Origin of the sequence: Streptomyces sp. NPDC060035, assembly GCF_042736635.1 — a bacterium.
In the GTDB taxonomy this organism is placed as follows: domain Bacteria; phylum Actinomycetota; class Actinomycetes; order Streptomycetales; family Streptomycetaceae; genus Streptomyces.
The window spans coordinates 20,002-36,732 of the sequence record NZ_JBHWVO010000018.1; the positions used below are offsets into that span (position 1 = coordinate 20,002).

Consider the following 16,731-nt stretch of genomic DNA (forward strand, 5'->3'; position numbering starts at 1 on the left):
GGGCGAACGATGCAGGACTTCGACGAGAGGAACAGGCGCCATGCCGATCGAGGGCGAGTACGAGCCGAGTCCTACGCCGTGGGTGCGTGAGCAGGTCGAGCTCATCGAGAGTTCGGGCGGCACGCAGGGGACCACGTTGCGCGGAAAGCCCGTCATTCTTCTGACCACGCGCGGCGCCAGGAGCGGCAAACTCCGCAAGACACCCCTCATGCGGGTCGAGCACGACGGCCGCTACGCCGTGGTCGCCTCCCTCGGCGGCGCCCCCAAGCACCCCGTCTGGTACTACAACGTGGTCGCCGATCCCCATGTGAAGCTGCGGGACGGCACTGTGCAGCAGGACATGGTCGCCCGTGAGATCACCGGCGAGGAGAAGGCCCTGTGGTGGGGCCGCGCCGTGGAGGCCTTCCCCGACTACGCCGACTACCAGACCAAGACCGACCGTGAGATCCCTGTTTTCGTCCTGACCCCGGCCGGTGCGCAGTAGTCCCGATACTCATGACGGGGTCCCGGGGGCTGAGCCCCTACCAGGACAGTGCCCCGACCCTGGAGGCGATCTGCTCGCGGTCCCAGGCGCCGTCCGCCACCAGCACCCGATAGCGGCGGGTCATCGTCGCACCGGGTGCCAGGACCAGTTCGTCGTGGAAGGCGAACGACGGCGCGACGGCGGCGAACGGGGTGTTGCGCACGAACCAGTGCGCCGGATGCGCTCCGCCCGCACCGGTGTGGTCGTTCTCGGGGGAGTGGACGAAGACGAGCGTGGCGTGGCCGTCCACCTCGTCGTGTTCACCGCTGTAGGCCAGCCAGTCGGCCTGCTTCCCCATGAGCTCCGGGCCCTCGGCATCCGGCGCGAGGATCCGCCCGTCGCGGAAGGCGCGCGGACCCCGCCAGAACAGTCCGGTGTATCCCGCGCCGGGCCGGCCGTGCGTCGTCGGGCTGCCGAGGCGCAGCGGCTCCTCCCGCCGGTTGGTGACCGCGGACGACCAGGTCAGCACCCAGCTTCCCGTTGTCGTGTCGACGTCGTGCACCTCGATGCGGCGGGTCTCCTCGGCCCAGATCTCGCCGCTGTGCGGATGCCAGCTCAGCCGCTCGGTGATGCCGGCCCCGCCGTCGTGCACCGACACTTCGTCGAATCGGCGGTGCGCCATGGAACCGACGCGCTCCGGCAGGGCGCGATAACCCTCACCGTGCACATAGGTGTTGCCTCCCCACAGATTCTGGCCCGACAGATGCGAGGCGGTCATCTGCAGACCCTTGTGCCAGCGGTGGTCGTTGGGGCGGTAGTCGGTCACCACCCGCCCGGAGAGTGTGCGCAGGGGGTGGATGTATGGTTTCGGGGCCTCCCAGGGGGCCTCGGCCCGGTACACATAGCGCAGCAGTTCGACCCCGCTGCCCGCGACGGACACGGCGAGGTGGTCGCCGTGCCGGTGGACGAGCTCCACGGTCTCCGTCATGCCGTGACCTCCACGGATTCTGCCGGGGACTCCGGTGCCCAGCCGGGAGCGTTGCCGTGCAACGCGCCGTAGTAGGGATCGCCGGGACCTGTCTCGCCGGCCCGGACGGTGGCCCCGGTGAAGGCGGCCTTGTAGAGGGCCGTGACCAGTTCCAGACTCTTGCGGCCGTCGGCGCCGCTGCTGCGGGGCCTGCGCCCGGCCCGCAGATCCTCCAGCAGTCCGCGCAGCTGCGCCTCGTGGGAGCTCGGGACGTCGGCACCGAAGTCCTGCCAGGAGGCTGCCTGTGAGGGAGAGACTCCCGGGGCAGGCGTGATCCGCCAGTCCGCGTTGCGATGCCCGTACAGATGTGTGAGCTCGACCGTCGCGTGCTCGCAGTCGATGCGGATCCGGCTGACCTCGTCCGGGCTGAGCACGCTGTTCACGACCGTGGCCATCGCGCCGCTCTCGAAACGGATGAGCGCGGTGGAGACGTCCTCCGTCTCGACGTCGTGCACCAGCCGCCCCGCCATCGCGCGGATCTCCGTCCACGGGCCGAGCAGATCGAGCAGGAGATCCATCTGGTGGATGCCGTGCCCCATCGCGGGACCGCCGCCCTCGCTGCTCCAACTTCCGCGCCAGGGAACGGCGTAGTACGCCTCGTCCCGGTACCAGGTCGTCTGGCAGTGCGCCACCAGGGTCCTGCCCATCGCCTGTCCGGCCAGCAGCTCCCGCACATGGCGGGAGCCCGAACCGAATCGGTGCTGAAAGACGATCGCCGCGAACGGCCCGCCTTCCTCGGGGCCCTCCGCTGCCTCGATGGCGTCGAAGTCCTCCAACGACGGACAGGGCGGCTTCTCGCACCACACCCAGGCCCCGGCCCGCAGTGCGGCAACGGTCTGATCGCGGTGGAACCGGGGCGGGGTGCAGAGCGTGACCAGGTCGGGCCGCTGCTCGGCGAGCATGGCGGACAGGTCCGTGTACGGGTGCGGGATGCCCGCATCCGCACAGAACGCCTCGGCCGACGCCGCGTCGACATCGACCGCCGCGACGATCTCCAGCGGCTGTCCGGCGGCGAGTGCGGTCAGCGCGGGCAGATGACTGCCTCGCGCGATCGCACCCGTGCCGACGATCGCGACCCGGACCGGTCCCCGGTGTGAAGGACGGCTGGGCATGACGCACCCCCTGGAGGATCACCTGTCGGATGGCAAGCGCCCGATAGCAAGCGCTTTCTCTCCGGGGAAACCTAGGCTCCGTACGCGAGCCCGGTCAAGTGCCCAGCGCCGCGTACGCGGAGGTCAGGCCTTCAACAGCTGAGGCAGCCGGGCGAGTTGTACCGCCTGCTGGAACGGTCCGCCGCCCTCGTGGTCGTTGAAGTCGTACACCTCGATCTCCTTGTCCGGGTGCGCGTACGCGTTGAAGGCGGCGAAGACCGTGGACGGCGGGCAGGTCTGATCCTCGAGGGCGACCGAGAACAGTGCGGGTGCCCGGCCGCGGGCCGCGAAGTGCACTCCGTCGAAGTAGGCCAGCGTGGCCTTCGCCTGTTCGGCGCGCCCCCGGTGCGTCTTGAGGTAGTTGCCGATCTCGCGGTAGGGGAGCCTGTCGGTCAGGCTGATCGCCCGCGGGAAGTCGCAGAGGAACGGGACATCGGGTGCGACGGCCGCCAGGTCGGGTATCAGCCCGCCGACCGCGATGGCGAGTCCGCCGCCCTGGCTCGCACCGATCGCGGCGGTGCGGGCCGCGTCCGTCAGCGGGTGCGAGCGGGCTGCCTCCACGGCGCGTACGGCGTCCGTGATCAGTCGGCGGTAGTAGTACGCGTGGGGGTCCTCGATGCCCCGGGTCATGAACCCGGGCAGCGACGGTCCGTTGCCCACGGGGTCGGCCGTGTCGCCCGGAGCCCATCCGCTTCCCTGGCCCCGGGTGTCCATCACGAAGTGGGCCATGCCGGCCGACGCCCAGAGCAGGTACGAATGCGGCAGCCCGCGCCCGCCCCCGTACCCGATGAACTCCACGACCAGCGGCAGCGGTCGCGTGGTGCCCGCCGGCATGACGAGCCAGCCCCGGACCGGGTGGCCGCCGAAACCGGCGAACGTCACGTCGTACACGTCGACCGTGGTCAGGCCGGTGTCGGTGCGCAGCTCGAATCGGGCATCGAGGTCGTGGGTCCTGGCCTCGGTGAGCGTGTCCGACCAGAAGGCGTCGAAGTCGTGCGGTTCCACCGACCCGCTGCTGTAGGTGTGCAGTTCGTCCAGGGGCAGATCGAACAGGGCCATGCGGGACCGCCTTTGTCGCAAAGTCGATATGAATGATCACACCGTACGACTGGCGGGGCGGCAGTCAAGAACTTCTTGTGTCCACCCTCTTGACCGTTATGTGAACGGCCCCCACAGGACTCGTCAATGCGCATTGACGATCTGAGGAGCAGTGGTGGAGGAACCCAGGAAGCGTGCCGGGCCCGGCCGTTCACCCGCGCCGGCGGGCCGCACGGCACGACCGCGACAGGCCGAGGTCGCACGGCTTGCCGGAGTCTCGCAGGCCACCGTTTCGCTGGTGCTCGCGGACAGGAAGCAGGGCACCACGATCTCCGAGGAGACCCCGCGCAAAGTCCTCGAAGCGGCGAACAGCCTCGGATACGTTCCCGACCCGGCGGTCCGGAGGGTCTTCGGGCTCTTCCACGATTCGATGACCGGTGCCCCGGACAACGGGCGCACCGCTGCCCCGAGTTTCGGTACGCAGAACGGCACCGCCTGCATGGTCTACGAGGCGGGGGAGCGGCTCCAGGGCGCCATCGCGGTCGCCCGCGCACTGGGGGACCCGCCACGGGCGCCGGCCGGGAACGCGGAAATCACGTTGCCCGTCCGTCCGGCGCCTGCGACGCTTCCGGCATGTCCGATACAGATACCCGCAGTTCGCACCAGGTGGCATCACTCTTCTCGCACGGGCGCCTGACGGTGATCCCGCGGAAGGTGGCTCGCCGCGAGCAGCTGCTGGTCCACCTCGCCCACACGCTGTTCGAGCGCGATCGGGTCTACACCGAGCGCGAGGTCAACGAGGCGCTGCTCACCGTGCACGAGGACTGCTCGGCCCTGCGCCGCTACCTGGTGGTCGCCGGGCTGCTGGTCCGCCCGAAGGACGGCAGCAGCTACCGGCGGGGCCGCTGAGGGCTGTCCCGGCAGGTGAGATGCTGTCCCCATGGGGAGACGTTCGGGCACGTGCGCCCGCTGTGGGAGACATCGCCGGCTGAGCGGCGGGACATGCAGGAGGTGCCGGTCCGCGGGACACCGCTCGGACCGGGCCGAAGCGGCCGCGGATATCGGGGAGACCGCCGTGGAGATGGGCGCCCTGGGGGCGTTGGGGCGCCTGCTCCGCGCCGCTCTGCGGGCTCTGGTCGACTGACGGGCCCGGTTCAGTTGAAGGTGTCGGGGTCCGGGCCCGTGCGCATGCCCCGGTCGAGTCGGGTGATCGCGTCCATGTCGGCGGACGAGAGTTCGAAGTTGAAGACATCGATGTTCTGCCGGATGCGAGCGGGCGTGACCGACTTGGGGATCACGACGTTCCCGAGCTGGAGGTGCCAGCGAAGGACCACCTGGGCGGGCGACTTCCCGTGGCGCCCGGCGATCGAGACCAGTGCGCTGTCGTCCAGCAGCGCGCCCTGCGCCAGGGGGCTCCACGCCTCGGTGGCGATGCCGTGCTCGGCGTGCAGGGTACGCAGTTCCTTCTGCTGAAGGCCGGGATGCAGCTCGATCTGGTTGACGGCCGGGACCAGGGAGCCGGCGTCGATCAGGCGGCGCAGGTGGGCGGGCTGGAAGTTGGATACTCCGGCGGCCCGGATCCGTCCGTCGGCCAGCAGCTTCTCCAGGGCACGCCAGGTGTCCGGGTAGAGGTCATGGGCGGGCGTGGGCCAGTGGATGAGGTAGAGGTCCACGTAGTCGAGGCCGAGCTTGGCGAGGCTCGCGTCGAAGGCGGCGAGCGCCGTGTCGTATCCCTGGTCGGCGTTCCACAGCTTCGTGGTGACGAACAGTTCCTCACGCGGGATCCCGGAGGTGGCCAGGGCGCGGCCCACGCCGGCCTCGTTTCCGTAGACGGCGGCGGTGTCGATCGAGCGGTAGCCCGCGTCGAGCGCGCTGGACACCGCTGCGGTGGTCTCGTCGTCGGGAACCTGGAAGACACCGAAGCCGAGCTGCGGAATCGTGATGCCGTTGTTGAGGGTGACGGTGGGGACCGTGGACATGGGAGTCCTTCCTGAGATGCCGGACTGTGCGCCTGCGTCGGACCATGCGATCTGCGCACGATGGTTATTGGCGTCCACAATAATTGCACACGCGGGTATATGGCAAAAGCGGGCAGGCTCGTGGAGTCCTTGCGTCGCGCCCCGGCAGGTCCGTCGGCCGGCGCCGCACGGCCGTGCGAACCGCTGCGGTCTGCTCGAACCGGATCATGAGCGCACGGTAGAAGCCGCAGGACCGCGGCGCACACGGGCCGGGGCCGTACGGGGAACGGTCATGTGCTGAACTGTCCGGGAAACACCGGATCCAGGAGCACCCTTGAACAGCTATCGCCACCCCGGCCTCGTCCTCACCGACCGTCGGTTCACGGTCCCCCTCGACCACGACGATCCCGGCGGCGAGAAGATCGAGATCTTCGGCCGTGAGGTCGTGGCGAGCGCCAAGTCCGACGAGGACCTGCCCTGGCTGGTGTATCTGGAGGGGGGTCCCGGCTTCGGTGCCCGCAGGTTCATCGGCACGGAGGCATGGCTGGGGCGGGCGGTGCGGGAGTTCCGTGTGCTGCTGCTGGACCAGCGCGGCACGGGCCTTTCCACCCCGGCCAACCGGCAGACCCTCCCGCTGCGCGGGGGGCCCCGCGAGCAGGCCGACTACCTCGCGCACTTCCGGTCGGACAGCATCGTCCGGGACTGCGAATTCATCCGTCCCCGGCTCACCGGCGGTGCCCCCTGGACCGTTCTGGGTCAGTCCTTCGGGGGCTTCTGTGCCGTCCGGTACCTGTCCGCCGCCCCGGAAGGGCTCAAGGCCGTCCTGATCACCGGCGGGCTGCCCTCCCTGGACGCCCATGCCGATGACGTCTACCGGGCCGCGTATCCGCGGATCGAGCGGAAGGTCGCGGCCCACTACGCCCGCTACCCGCAGGACATCTCCCGCGCCCGCGCGATTGCCGCCCACCTCGCCGAGCACCGCCCGGAGAGCGGCGGGCACCGTCTGACACCCGAAGGGTTCCAGTCCCTCGGCATCCTGCTGGGCGGCGGGAACGGCAGCCACCAACTGCACCACCTCCTGGAGAACGCCTTCGTCGGCGGCCCGCACGGCACCGAACTCTCCGACACCTTCCAGGAGGCCATGCGCACGGTCACCTCGTTCGCGGGCCACCCGCTGTACGCCCTGATGCACGAGGCGATCTACGGGCACGGTCAGCGGCCGACCGGCTGGGCCGCCGAACGCGTCCGCGCAGAATTCCCGCAGTTCGACGCCGCAGCGTCGGGGGACGACGGTCCCGTGATCTTCACCGGCGAGAGCATCCACCCCTGGCACTTCGAGGTCGATCCCGCGCTGCGTCCACTGCGCGAGACGGCCGAGCTGCTCGCCGCCCGAACCGACTGGCCCGTCCTGTACGACACCGAGCGGCTCGCGGCCAACGAGGTGCCGGTCGCCGCGGCGGTCTACCACGACGACATGTACGTGGACACGGAACACTCGCTGCGCACGGCCGCCGCGATCCGTGGCCTCCGTACCTGGGTGACCAGTGAGTTCGAGCACGACGGACTGCGGGCCGGAGGACCACGCGTCCTGGACCGGCTGCTCGCACTCGTCCGGGGCGAGAGCGACCGGTAGCCCCGCGGGCAGGTCAGCGCTGCAGGGCGTCCAGGGTCGCGTTCAGGTCGGCCGCGGCATGAGGGGCGCGGTTGTACGGGAGCTTCGACAGCGCCGCCGCCATGCCGCAGGTGTTGGTCACCGCGGAGAAGACGAGGCCGGAGCCGATGCCCGCCGACAGCCAGCGCGCCGCAGGGAAACGCCTGCCCGCGAGCAGGCCGGCCACCACCAGGGAACCGGCGGCGAGGCGCACCTGGCGCTCCATCGGCCAGGTGGCCCGGCCGCCCTCCGGGCGGTCCAGGCCGTGCCCGTCGCCCGCCCAGGCGGACGTGCCGCCGGTCAGTGTGACGGCTTCGATGTCGGCCCCGGCGAGGACCTCGCAGGCCCTCGTGGAACGGACACCGGAGGCGCACACCACCAGCAGGGAGCCGCGGGCCGAGGCGGACTTGAGTGCGGGTACCGCTTCGCCGAGCCGGTCGAGCGGAATGTTGAGAGCGCCGGGCACATGCCCGGAGGCGTACTCACCGGGCGCCCGCACGTCGATGACGGTGAACTCCTCCAGCCGGGCTGCGGCCTGGGCGGGGGAGAGGGAGGCGGGACTGGTCACGAGCGGGTTCCTTTCGTTCACCGGGGTGGGGGGGAGCGGCATCGTCTCACTCACCCCGCTGGTCAGAATACCCCTCGGGGTATCGCAGGCAGATGCGGCTCGACCTGATCGGGCAGGGTCGGGCGCGCGCCACCCATTGCTCACCCTGCCCCGATCCGATCCCGGAATGCGCGCGGTCGCGGCCGTCCGTGGAGAGCCTCCCGGTGTAACGCAGGAGTGGGGTCCGCTCTTCCCGGTGTGGACCGAGCAAGGGCCGATGCCGTGGGACGGGGACCGACAAAATCGTTCCTCGCGCGTGGTGGGCGCCGGACCGTACGCCCGTCGTGGCGCTTTCCGGGGACCAATTCCGCTGCGATTGACAAAGTCGTTTGCTGATTCTGCAATGGGGTCATGAAGGAACAGAGTCAGGACGACCCCGAACTCGACGCCGTACTCACCGGAGTCGGCCCCCGACTGCGCCGGCTCCGCAAGGACCGGAGTGTGACGCTTGCCGCGCTCTCCGAGGCCACCGGAATCTCCGTGTCCACCCTGTCCCGCCTCGAATCCGGCGGCCGGCGCCCCAGCCTGGAGCTGCTGCTCCCCATCGCCCGCGCCCACGAGGTGCCGCTCGACGATCTCGTCGGGGCCCCGCCGGTCGGTGATCCGCGGGTCAGGGCGAAGCCGATCGTGCACGGCTCGAAGACCTCCCTGCCGCTGACCGGCCGGCCTGGCGGTCTCCAGGCGTACAAGGTCATTCAGGCGGCACCCTGCACGGAGGAGCCCGAGCAGCGCACCCATGAGGGATACGAGTGGCTCTATGTGCTCAACGGGCAGCTGCGGCTCAAGCTCGCCGAGCACGACCTGGTCCTGGTGCCCGGAGAGGCGGCGGAGTTCGACACCCGGTTGCCGCACTGGTTCGGCCCCGTGGGCGACGAGCCGGTCGAGTTTCTCAGTCTGTTCGGGCCGCAGGGGGAGCGGATGCACGTCAGGGCCAAGCCGAAACGGTCATGAACGGTCCGGGACCGACTCGCGCGAGGTGTTCCCAGACGGGCAAGCGACCGCTTAGTATGCGCCGGAGCAGTGGTAATGCCGACAGTGTTGTGGAGGCCCCTCATGCAGGCATGGCGAGTGCACCGGAACGGCGAGCCGAGCGAGGTGATGGAGCTCGAAGAGACGGACCGGCCCAGTCCCGGCCCCGGGCAGGTGCTGCTCGAGGTGCGCGCGGCGAACATCAACTTCCCCGATGCGCTGCTCTGCCGCGGCCAGTACCAGGTCCGGCCTCCGCTGCCGTTCACCCCGGGAGTGGAGATCTGCGGGGAGACGGAGGACGGGCGTCGTGTGCTCGCCACCCCCGCCCTCCCGAACGGTGGCTTCGCCGACTACGTCGTCGCGGACGAGGCTGCCCTGCTGCCCGCCCCCGACGCCCTGGACGACGCCGAAGCGGCCGCCCTGCACATCGGGTACCAGACGGGCTGGTTCGGACTCCACCGCCGAGCGCATCTGCAGGCGGGCGAGACACTGCTCGTGCACGCGGCGGCAGGCGGCGTCGGCAGCGCCGCGGTGCAGCTCGGCAAGGCGGCCGGTGCCACGGTCATCGGCGTCGTCGGCGGACCGGAGAAGGCCGCGATCGCCCGTGGGCTCGGCTGTGACCTGGTCATCGACCGCCGTAGCGAGGACATTGTCGCGGCGGTGAAGGAAGCCACCGGCGGACGCGGCGCGGATGTCGTCTACGACCCCGTCGGCGGCGACGCCTACGCCAAGTCCGTGAAGTGCATCGCCTTCGAAGGCCGCGTCGTCGTCGTCGGCTTCGCGAGCGGCGCCATCCCGGCCCCGGGCCTCAACCACGCCCTGGTGAAGAACTACTCGATCGTCGGGCTCCACTGGGGTCTGTACAACACCAAGGACCCGGCCGCGGTCCGCGCCTGCCACGACGAGCTCACCAAGCTCGCCGCGCAGGGAGTCGTCAAGCCCCTGGTCAGCGAGCGGCTCCCGATGGCCGACGCCGCGCGCGGCGTCCAGCGTGTCGCCGACGGTACGAGTACCGGCCGGATCGTCGTCCTGCCGGCAGGAGGTGCCCGATGACCACCGCCGTCGACGCAGCGGAGATCCGCCGGCGTACGCAGGAACTGCTCGCCGCGTACCCGCCGGCCACAACGGACCGTACCGACTTCCTCAAGGCACGCTTCGACGCCGGTCTCGCGTGGGTGCACTACCCCGCCGGCCTCGGCGGCCTCGACGCGTCGCGCTCCCTGCAGCCCGTCGTCGACGCCGAGCTCGCCGCCGCGCAGGCTCCCGACAACGACCCGCGCCGCATCGGCATCGGTCTCGGGATGGCCGCGCCGACGATCCTCGGATACGGCACCGACGAACAGAAGCAGCGCTTCCTGCGCCCCCTGTGGGTCGGCGAGGAGGTGTGGTGCCAGCTCTTCAGCGAGCCGGGCGCCGGATCCGACCTGGCCGCCCTCGGCACGCGCGCCGTCCGTGACGGCGAGGACTGGGTGGTCGACGGGCAGAAGGTCTGGACGTCCAGCGCCCATGTGGCCCGCTGGGCGATCCTCATCGCCCGCACCGACCCGGACGTTCCCAAGCACCGGGGCATCAGCTACTTCATCTGCGACATGACCGACCCCGGTGTCGAGGTCCGGCCGCTGCGTCAGATCACCGGCGAGGCGGAGTTCAACGAGGTCTTCCTCACCGGGGTACGCATCCCGGACAGCAGGCGTCTCGGCCCGGTCGGCGACGGCTGGAAGGTTGCCCAGACCACCCTGATGAACGAGCGCGTCTCGATCGGCGGAGCCCGTATCCCGCGCGAGGGCGGCATGATCGGCACGGTCGCGGGGACCTGGCGCGAACGCCCCGAGCTGCGCACCCACGATCTCCATCAGCGACTCGTCACGCTCTGGGTCGAGGCCGAGGTCGCCAGGCTCACCGGTGAGCGGCTGCGCCAGCAGCTCGTCGCCGGGCAGCCGGGCCCCGAAGGATCCGGCATGAAGCTCGCGTTCGCCCGCCTCAACCAGGAGATCAGCGGGCTCGAAGTCGAACTGCTCGGTGACGAGGGCCTGTTGTACAGCGACTGGACCATGCGCCGCCCGGAGCTCGTCGACTTCACCGGACGCGACGCCGGTTACCGGTATCTGCGCTCCAAGGGCAACTCCATCGAGGGCGGCACGAGCGAGGTCCTGCTCAACATCGTCGCCGAGCGCGTCCTCGGTCTGCCCGTCGAACCGCGCAACGACAAGGATGTCGCCTGGAAGGATCTCTCCCGATGACCGCACAGACCGAAGCAGCCCACGCTCCCGACCTGCTCTATTCGGAGACCGAGGAGGACTTGAGGTCCGCGGTGCGCTCGCTGCTCGCCGACCGGGCCGACGCGCCGACGGTGATCGCAGCTATCGAGTCCGACACGCCGTACGACCTGCGGCTGTGGGAATCGCTCGCCGCCGGCATCGGGGCAGCGGGACTGCTGGTGCCGGAGAAGCTCGGCGGACAGGGAGCCTCTCACCGCGAGGCCGCCGTGGTCCTGGAGGAGCTCGGCCGCAGCGTCGCCCCGGCTCCGTATCTGACCAGCGCCGTCGTCGCCACGGAGATCCTCCTCGCGCTCGGAACGCAGGACGGCCCGGTCGGTGAACTGCTCGGCGAGCTGGCGGCGGGCCGCAAGGTCGCCGTCCTCGCCCTGCCGTTCGCCACGCCCGCCGCCGATGCCGCCGCGGCGATGACCGGCACCCTCGAGCGGACCGTCGCCGGTGTTGCCGAGGCAGCGGTGGCCGATGTGCTGCTGGTGCCCACCGCCGGGGGTCTGTACGCCGTCGACAGGGGAGGGGAGGGCGTCGGCGTCGAGTCGCTCGTGCCGCTCGACCTCACTCGTCCACTGTCCACGGTCACCCTCGCCGGGGCTACGGGCATCCATCTCGCCGAGGCCGGGCCCGGGGCCCTCGCCGTGGAGAAGGGGCTGCTGTCCGGAGCCGGACTCCTCGCTTCCGAGCAGCTCGGCCTCGCCGAGTGGTGCCTGACCGAAACGGTCCGTCACACCCGCGAACGTCACCAGTTCAACCGGCCGGTGGGCTCGTTCCAGTCGCTCAAGCACCGGATGGCCCAGCTCTGGCTGGAGGTCGTCTCCGCGCGGGCAGCTGCCCGCAACGCCGCGGACGCGCTGGCGGCAGGCAGCCCGGACGCACCGCTCGCGGTGGCCGTGGCCCAGGCGTACTGCTCGAAGGTCGCGGTGCACGCCGCGGAGGAGTGCGTCCAACTGCACGGCGGGATCGGTATGACCTGGGAGCACCCGGCGCACCTCTACCTGAAGCGGGCGAAGGCCGACTCGATCGCGTACGGCACGGCAGGGCGCCACCGCGAGGCCGTCGCCGAGCTGGTGGAGCTGCCCGCACCGTAGGGCCGCCAGGAGCGGGGGGTACGTGCTCACGTACCCCCCGCTCCGTCATGCCTGCCCCGGTCACCTGGGTAACAGCAGACGCAGCGCAGTCGACGGACGGACGACGACGGGTCCAACTCTTGGCAGGTACCTGCCCTTCGAGTGGGTCGCGGCTCCATACTCGTCGCGTCCACCCGCCCGCTCTGCCCGCTCCACCGCTTCAGGGAGACCCCATGGCACACCTGACCCGCCGCAGAGTCGTCACCACCGGCCTGGCTACCGTCGCCGCAGGCGCCTTCATTCCCGCCCAGTCGGCAACCGCGGCGCCGGCCGTCACCGGCCGCCCCCGTGGCCCGCGCCCGCTGGCCCATGCCCACGCGCACAACGACTACCTGCACACGCGTCCCCTCCATGACGCGCTCGCGCACGGGTTCACCAGCGTCGAGGCGGACATCTTCCTCGTCGACGGCGAACTGCTCGTCGCCCACGAGGCGAGCAGCCTCGATCCCACCCGCACCCTCACCTCGCTCTACCTCGACCCGTTGCTGGCCCGGGTCAGGGCGAACCACGGGTCGGTGCACTCCGGGTACCGCACACCGCTGCAGCTGCTGATCGATATCAAGACCGACGGCGCCGCCACCTACCTCGCACTCGACAAGGTGCTCCGGCGCTACCGGCAGATCCTGACCCGCTTCAGCCTCGGCCGGGTCCGTACCGGTGCGGTGACGCCCGTCATCTCGGGCGACCGCGCCGCTCGCGTACCGATGGAGGCGCAGCGCACGCGTTACGCCTTCTACGACGGCCGGCTCGACGATCTGGGGACCGCCGCCCCTGCCTCCTTCATTCCGCTCATCAGCAGCAACTGGACCCAGAGCTTCAGCTGGCTGGGCACCGGCCCCTTCCCCGCCGCCGAGCGGGACAGACTCCGCACCCTTGTCTCCGCCGCCCGTGCAAACGGTCAGCGGGTCCGATTCTGGGCCACGCCCGATGTGGCGGGGCCGGAGCGCGACGCCGTATGGACGGAGCTGCTCGCCGCAGGCGTCGACCATCTGAACACCGACGATCTGGCGGGGCTCGAGGCGTTTCTCCGCCACCGTGACCGGGACGGCCGCAGCAACCGCTGACCGCATCGCGGCAAGCGGCTCCGGTCACCGTGCGTCAACACCCGTTCGGCGGACACGCCAGTCCACCGGATGGCTCCTCCGCTGCGCCACACTGGCGGCCGAATGCCGCAATTCCGGCGCGGCGGAGGAGGTTGGCCATGGCCATTTCGATCTCACTGGTGCTGCTCCTGCTGATCCTTGCAGTGATCTTCCTGCGCAACGGCGGACTCAAGGTCTCGCACGCGATCGTCTGCGCCCTGCTCGGCTTCTTCCTCGCAGGTACGAGCATGGCGCCCACCATTCACGAGGGGATCGCGGCCACGGCGGATGTGGTCAGCGGTCTGAAGCCCTGACCACGCGCACGGTCCGGGTGCGGGAGAATGGCGACTGAACGTGGCAGAGCGCCGCACCGGACCAGTGAGGGAACGCAGCAATGTCATTTCCGCCACCCGGACGGCAATCGGGCGCCGCCCACCACGAATACTGCAATACGGCTCTCTGCTGCCGCTGCCAGCAGCGGCAGTGGGCAACGAAGCTGGGCGACGAACGCCTCTGCGGCCTCTGCGCCGCCTGCTGCCGTGACTGCGGCCGCGCTCCCGCTCCCCATCTGGACGGGCTCGACGACGGGCTCTGTGCCGAGTGCCGGGGTATGTGCGGCCGGTGCCAGCGACAGCTGCCTCTCGAGGGCCCCTGCGTATGCCGGAAGTGGCGCGAGCGGGCGGGCGCCGACCCGGTGACGTACATCCTGCAGGCCCTCCCGCAACCGCTGGTCCAGGCGCTCGGTCACCGGACCCCGCAGTCCGTCCACGAACTGATCCACCGGGAACTCGCCCGGCGGACCCCCGACCAGCTGCTGGACCGCCTCGAGCGCCGGTGGAACGTCCGCTGGGCGCACGCCCTCCAGGAGAAGGACGAGGACGGCCGGCGCCGCTGGACCGCGCAGGAGGTCGCCGAGGCGCTGCTGAGTCCGGGCCACTGCACGAACCCGAAGTGTGAGGACGGTTACCTCGTCACCACCGACACGCCGTGCGGACAGTGCCTGCGCCCCACGCACCGATTCGTCACTTCTGTGGCCGACCGCACGGCGACCTCCGCCCATGCGAGGGAGACCGCTGCCCAGATCAGACGTGCGCTCCTCGACGGCCGCTCGTCCAAGCCGGGCAAGCCGCGGCCGCCTCGCTGAAGCGCGTGGGTGTTCAGGCCGCGGAGCGGACCGAGGCCGCGACGTCCTTGTCCAGAGCGGTCCGCACCAAAGCTGCGGCGAGCACCGCGGGATCCCGGCCCTTCACCATCCGTGTCAGTCCCGCCGGCGAGGTGGGCAGGCCCAGATGCTGGGCGCCCTGAAGCGCCTTCGCGTCGAGGTAGGGGGCCGCCTCCGGCCACACCGTCTGCACCTCGCGCAGGAAGATGTCCGCGCCCGTGGGACCCATTCCGGGGAAGCGCTGCAGCGCGCTGCGGAGTGCGCCGGTGTCACCATCGGCGTCCCGGCGGAGGCTACGCAGATCCCCTCTGTACGCGTTGAGCAGCAGGACGGCGCCGTCCCCCAGCTGGGTCGCCGTCCGCTCGTCGTACCGGCGGTACCCGCCCTCGCCCAACGCGTCGACGCGTTGCTGCCATGTCGCGTCGGCCATCCGGTGCGGGGTGCGCATCCCGTGCGCGTACAGCGCCCGGGCGGCGGCCACGGCCACGGAGGCGCGGATACGGGCGCTCAGCAAGTCGCTCAGCACGAGGAGCTGGTACAGAGGCTGAGGGGTGTCGCGCAGCCGGATGCCCGCCTCGTCCGCGTACGTGGTGCCGTGCATCTCCAGCAGCGCGTCCAGCGTTGCGCGGTCACTCATGTGAATCCGAAGATGCGCGCGATGAAGTACCCGGCGACCACGGCTGAGCCGAGCAGCACCACCGCGGCCCAGAAGGCGGGATGCTCCCAGATGCCGCCGTCCGGACGCTCGACGTGTGCCTCGCTGATGCAGCCTTCGCCCGGAGGCGTTTCACCCGGGGACGTGAGCGAGCGCGCGGGTGCCATGGGGATCGGGGGAGTGTGTGAGATAGCCATACCTCCACCATCCCTCCGCACCGCCCGGCCCGCATCGCAGGTGCTGGAGGTGCACAGGGGTGCGTCCGTACGGAGTCTGCCTGATCTGTGAAGCGCTGCGGCACCCCGGTTCGGGGCACCGTCAAGGAATGCCTGGAGTAACTGCGCCCGCGCCCGTCATCAAACTCGTGCAACGCACCACCGAGCCTGCCGCGGCCCAGTTGCTGCGGTCCACCGCTGCGGCCGTCATCGCCTTCGCCGTGGCCCAGTGGGCTCTGCCCGACCCGCATCCAGCGCCCCTGACCGCTCCTCTCACGGCTCTGCTCGTGGTGCAGGTGACGCTCTACGCCACGCTCACCACGGGGATCCGACGGGTGAACTCGGTCGTCGTCGGCGTGCTGATCGCCAGCGGGTTCAGTTCCCTGGTGGGGCTGAGCTGGTGGACTCTGGGGTTGACGATCTTCACTTCGCTGCTGATCGGGCGCTTCGTCAAAGTGAACGAGTTCGTGCCGGAGGTGGCGATCAGCGCGATGCTCGTCCTCGGCGTCGCACAGGTCGCCGACACCGCCTGGGAGCGGGTGTTCGAGACGCTCATCGGCGCAGGGGTCGGGCTCCTGTTCAATCTCCTGTTCGCACCGCCCGTCTGGGTCGAGACGGCGGGCGTCTCCATCGGCGGCCTGGGGGCGCGGATGGGAACCATGTTCCGGGCCCTGGGCGAGGAGATCGGTGGCAACCACCCCGTGCCGGAGGCCGCCGCCCGCCTGCACGAAGCCCGCCGGCTGGACCACGACATCGTGGAGGTGGACGCCTCGCTGCGGCAGGCCGAGGAGAGCCTGATGCTCAACCCCCGTGTACGGCAGGGGCTGCTGTACCGCGTGGTCCTGCGCACGGGACTCGACACTCTGGAGATCTGCGCTGTGGTGCTGCGTGTACTGACGCGTACCCTGACCGACCTGGCCAAGGCGCGCACGGACGAGGCGCTCTTCCCGGAGGACGTGGCCGTATTCCTGCGGGAGTTGTTCGGACACATGGCGGACGCGATCGAGGGCTTCGCGGTGATGATCACGACACCGATCGCCGCCAGCGGGGAGGAGGCCGAGGAACGCCTCGCCGAAGCGCTCAGCCGTAGTCGCGCGACCCGCGACCGGGTGGCCGATCTGCTCCTGGAGGATGTTCAGGAGCATCCCAGACAATGGCAGCTGCACGGAGCCCTGCTCGCCGAGGTCGACCGGATCCTCGACGAACTCGACATCGACAAGCGCACGGAACGCCTCGGTGAAGAGCTCGACCGTCACTCGGCGGAAATGCACGAGCGTCACCCCCGTATCCAGACGGTGCTCCGCCGGCTGCGCGGGGCGACGCAGTCCAGGCCGCGGGCACAGGCCTGAGGGGACG

At 70.5% G+C, this 16,731-nt stretch carries 18 protein-coding genes and 1 pseudogene; 12 read left to right on the forward strand and 7 right to left on the reverse strand.

Features of this window, described 5'->3' with window-relative positions:
* Window positions 1-40 precede the first annotated feature (40 nt).
* Window positions 41-484 (forward strand): nitroreductase family deazaflavin-dependent oxidoreductase, encoded by a 444-nt coding sequence (locus ACFWBQ_RS25830; RefSeq protein WP_385497468.1) that lies wholly within the window; start codon window positions 41-43, stop codon window positions 482-484.
* A gap of 37 nt (window positions 485-521) precedes the next feature.
* On the opposite strand, the gene ACFWBQ_RS25835 is transcribed toward ACFWBQ_RS25830, so the two are convergent.
* The 3 genes from ACFWBQ_RS25835 to ACFWBQ_RS25845 form a co-directional block, all read right to left on the reverse strand.
* A complete protein-coding gene (locus ACFWBQ_RS25835; RefSeq protein ID WP_385497471.1) occupies window positions 522-1,451 on the reverse strand; it encodes a PmoA family protein in 930 nt (309 codons plus the stop codon).
* The gene (locus tag ACFWBQ_RS25840; RefSeq protein WP_385497475.1) at window positions 1,448-2,602 is read right to left on the reverse strand and encodes a Gfo/Idh/MocA family protein; all 1,155 of its coding nucleotides are present in this window, start codon (window positions 2,600-2,602) and stop codon (window positions 1,448-1,450) included. Before ACFWBQ_RS25840 ends, ACFWBQ_RS25835 begins: the two co-directional genes overlap by 4 nt.
* A 123-nt stretch (window positions 2,603-2,725) precedes the next feature.
* Entirely contained in the window at window positions 2,726-3,700 is a 975-nt protein-coding gene (locus ACFWBQ_RS25845; RefSeq protein ID WP_385497478.1) for an acetylxylan esterase, read from the reverse strand.
* Between the two features lie 154 nt (window positions 3,701-3,854).
* On the opposite strand from ACFWBQ_RS25845, the pseudogene ACFWBQ_RS25850 reads away from it, so the two are divergent.
* Window positions 3,855-4,088, forward strand: a pseudogene (locus ACFWBQ_RS25850) (LacI family DNA-binding transcriptional regulator); the annotation flags it as partial.
* Window positions 4,089-4,312: 224 nt separating this feature from the next.
* Window positions 4,313-4,588, forward strand: a complete 276-nt coding sequence (locus tag ACFWBQ_RS25855; protein ID WP_385497485.1) for a DUF2087 domain-containing protein — start codon at window positions 4,313-4,315, stop codon at window positions 4,586-4,588.
* 245 nt (window positions 4,589-4,833) lie between these two features.
* On the opposite strand, the gene ACFWBQ_RS25860 is transcribed toward ACFWBQ_RS25855, so the two are convergent.
* Entirely contained in the window at window positions 4,834-5,658 is an 825-nt protein-coding gene (locus ACFWBQ_RS25860) for an aldo/keto reductase (protein ID WP_385497489.1), read from the reverse strand.
* 313 nt (window positions 5,659-5,971) lie between these two features.
* On the opposite strand from ACFWBQ_RS25860, the gene ACFWBQ_RS25865 reads away from it, so the two are divergent.
* Complete coding sequence (locus tag ACFWBQ_RS25865) at window positions 5,972-7,270, forward strand: alpha/beta fold hydrolase (RefSeq protein WP_385497497.1); 1,299 nt, start codon at window positions 5,972-5,974, stop codon at window positions 7,268-7,270.
* 13 nt (window positions 7,271-7,283) lie between these two features.
* Here ACFWBQ_RS25865 and ACFWBQ_RS25870 read toward each other — a convergent pair whose 3' ends face one another.
* Complete coding sequence (locus ACFWBQ_RS25870; RefSeq protein WP_385497502.1) at window positions 7,284-7,856, reverse strand: rhodanese-like domain-containing protein; 573 nt, start codon at window positions 7,854-7,856, stop codon at window positions 7,284-7,286.
* A gap of 390 nt (window positions 7,857-8,246) precedes the next feature.
* Here ACFWBQ_RS25870 and ACFWBQ_RS25875 point away from each other — a divergent pair, with 390 nt between their 5' ends.
* From ACFWBQ_RS25875 to ACFWBQ_RS25905, 7 genes are all read left to right on the forward strand, one after another.
* Window positions 8,247-8,846, forward strand: coding sequence for a helix-turn-helix domain-containing protein (locus ACFWBQ_RS25875; protein ID WP_385497511.1), 600 nt, complete (start codon window positions 8,247-8,249; stop codon window positions 8,844-8,846).
* A gap of 102 nt (window positions 8,847-8,948) precedes the next feature.
* The gene (locus tag ACFWBQ_RS25880; RefSeq protein ID WP_385497518.1) at window positions 8,949-9,917 is read left to right on the forward strand and encodes an NADPH:quinone oxidoreductase family protein; all 969 of its coding nucleotides are present in this window, start codon (window positions 8,949-8,951) and stop codon (window positions 9,915-9,917) included.
* Window positions 9,914-11,104 (forward strand): acyl-CoA dehydrogenase family protein, encoded by a 1,191-nt coding sequence (locus tag ACFWBQ_RS25885; protein ID WP_385497523.1) that lies wholly within the window; start codon window positions 9,914-9,916, stop codon window positions 11,102-11,104. The genes ACFWBQ_RS25880 and ACFWBQ_RS25885 overlap by 4 nt, the downstream gene beginning before the upstream one ends.
* Window positions 11,101-12,222: an acyl-CoA dehydrogenase family protein gene (locus tag ACFWBQ_RS25890; RefSeq protein ID WP_385497527.1), complete on the forward strand. Its 1,122-nt coding sequence runs from the start codon at window positions 11,101-11,103 to the stop codon at window positions 12,220-12,222. The genes ACFWBQ_RS25885 and ACFWBQ_RS25890 overlap by 4 nt, the downstream gene beginning before the upstream one ends.
* Window positions 12,223-12,434: 212 nt before the next feature.
* Window positions 12,435-13,325: a phosphatidylinositol-specific phospholipase C/glycerophosphodiester phosphodiesterase family protein gene (locus ACFWBQ_RS25895; RefSeq protein WP_385497530.1), complete on the forward strand. Its 891-nt coding sequence runs from the start codon at window positions 12,435-12,437 to the stop codon at window positions 13,323-13,325.
* 137 nt (window positions 13,326-13,462) lie between these two features.
* Entirely contained in the window at window positions 13,463-13,657 is a 195-nt protein-coding gene (locus ACFWBQ_RS25900; protein ID WP_385497533.1) for a hypothetical protein, read from the forward strand.
* 80 nt (window positions 13,658-13,737) lie between these two features.
* Window positions 13,738-14,487 carry a hypothetical protein gene (locus ACFWBQ_RS25905; protein ID WP_385497539.1) on the forward strand — a complete coding sequence of 250 codons (750 nt, stop codon included), beginning with the start codon at window positions 13,738-13,740 and terminating at the stop codon, window positions 14,485-14,487.
* A 13-nt stretch (window positions 14,488-14,500) separates the two neighbouring features.
* Here the strand turns inward: ACFWBQ_RS25905 and ACFWBQ_RS25910 are convergent, their stop codons facing one another.
* Window positions 14,501-15,142 carry an endonuclease gene (locus ACFWBQ_RS25910; protein WP_385497551.1) on the reverse strand — a complete coding sequence of 214 codons (642 nt, stop codon included), beginning with the start codon at window positions 15,140-15,142 and terminating at the stop codon, window positions 14,501-14,503.
* Window positions 15,139-15,357, reverse strand: coding sequence for a hypothetical protein (locus ACFWBQ_RS25915; RefSeq protein WP_385497557.1), 219 nt, complete (start codon window positions 15,355-15,357; stop codon window positions 15,139-15,141). The genes ACFWBQ_RS25910 and ACFWBQ_RS25915 overlap by 4 nt, the downstream gene beginning before the upstream one ends.
* Before the next feature lie 128 nt (window positions 15,358-15,485).
* Between ACFWBQ_RS25915 and ACFWBQ_RS25920 the strand changes: the two genes are divergently transcribed.
* Window positions 15,486-16,724, forward strand: a complete 1,239-nt coding sequence (locus tag ACFWBQ_RS25920; RefSeq protein ID WP_385497563.1) for an aromatic acid exporter family protein — start codon at window positions 15,486-15,488, stop codon at window positions 16,722-16,724.
* The last annotated feature ends 7 nt before the right edge of the window (window positions 16,725-16,731 follow it).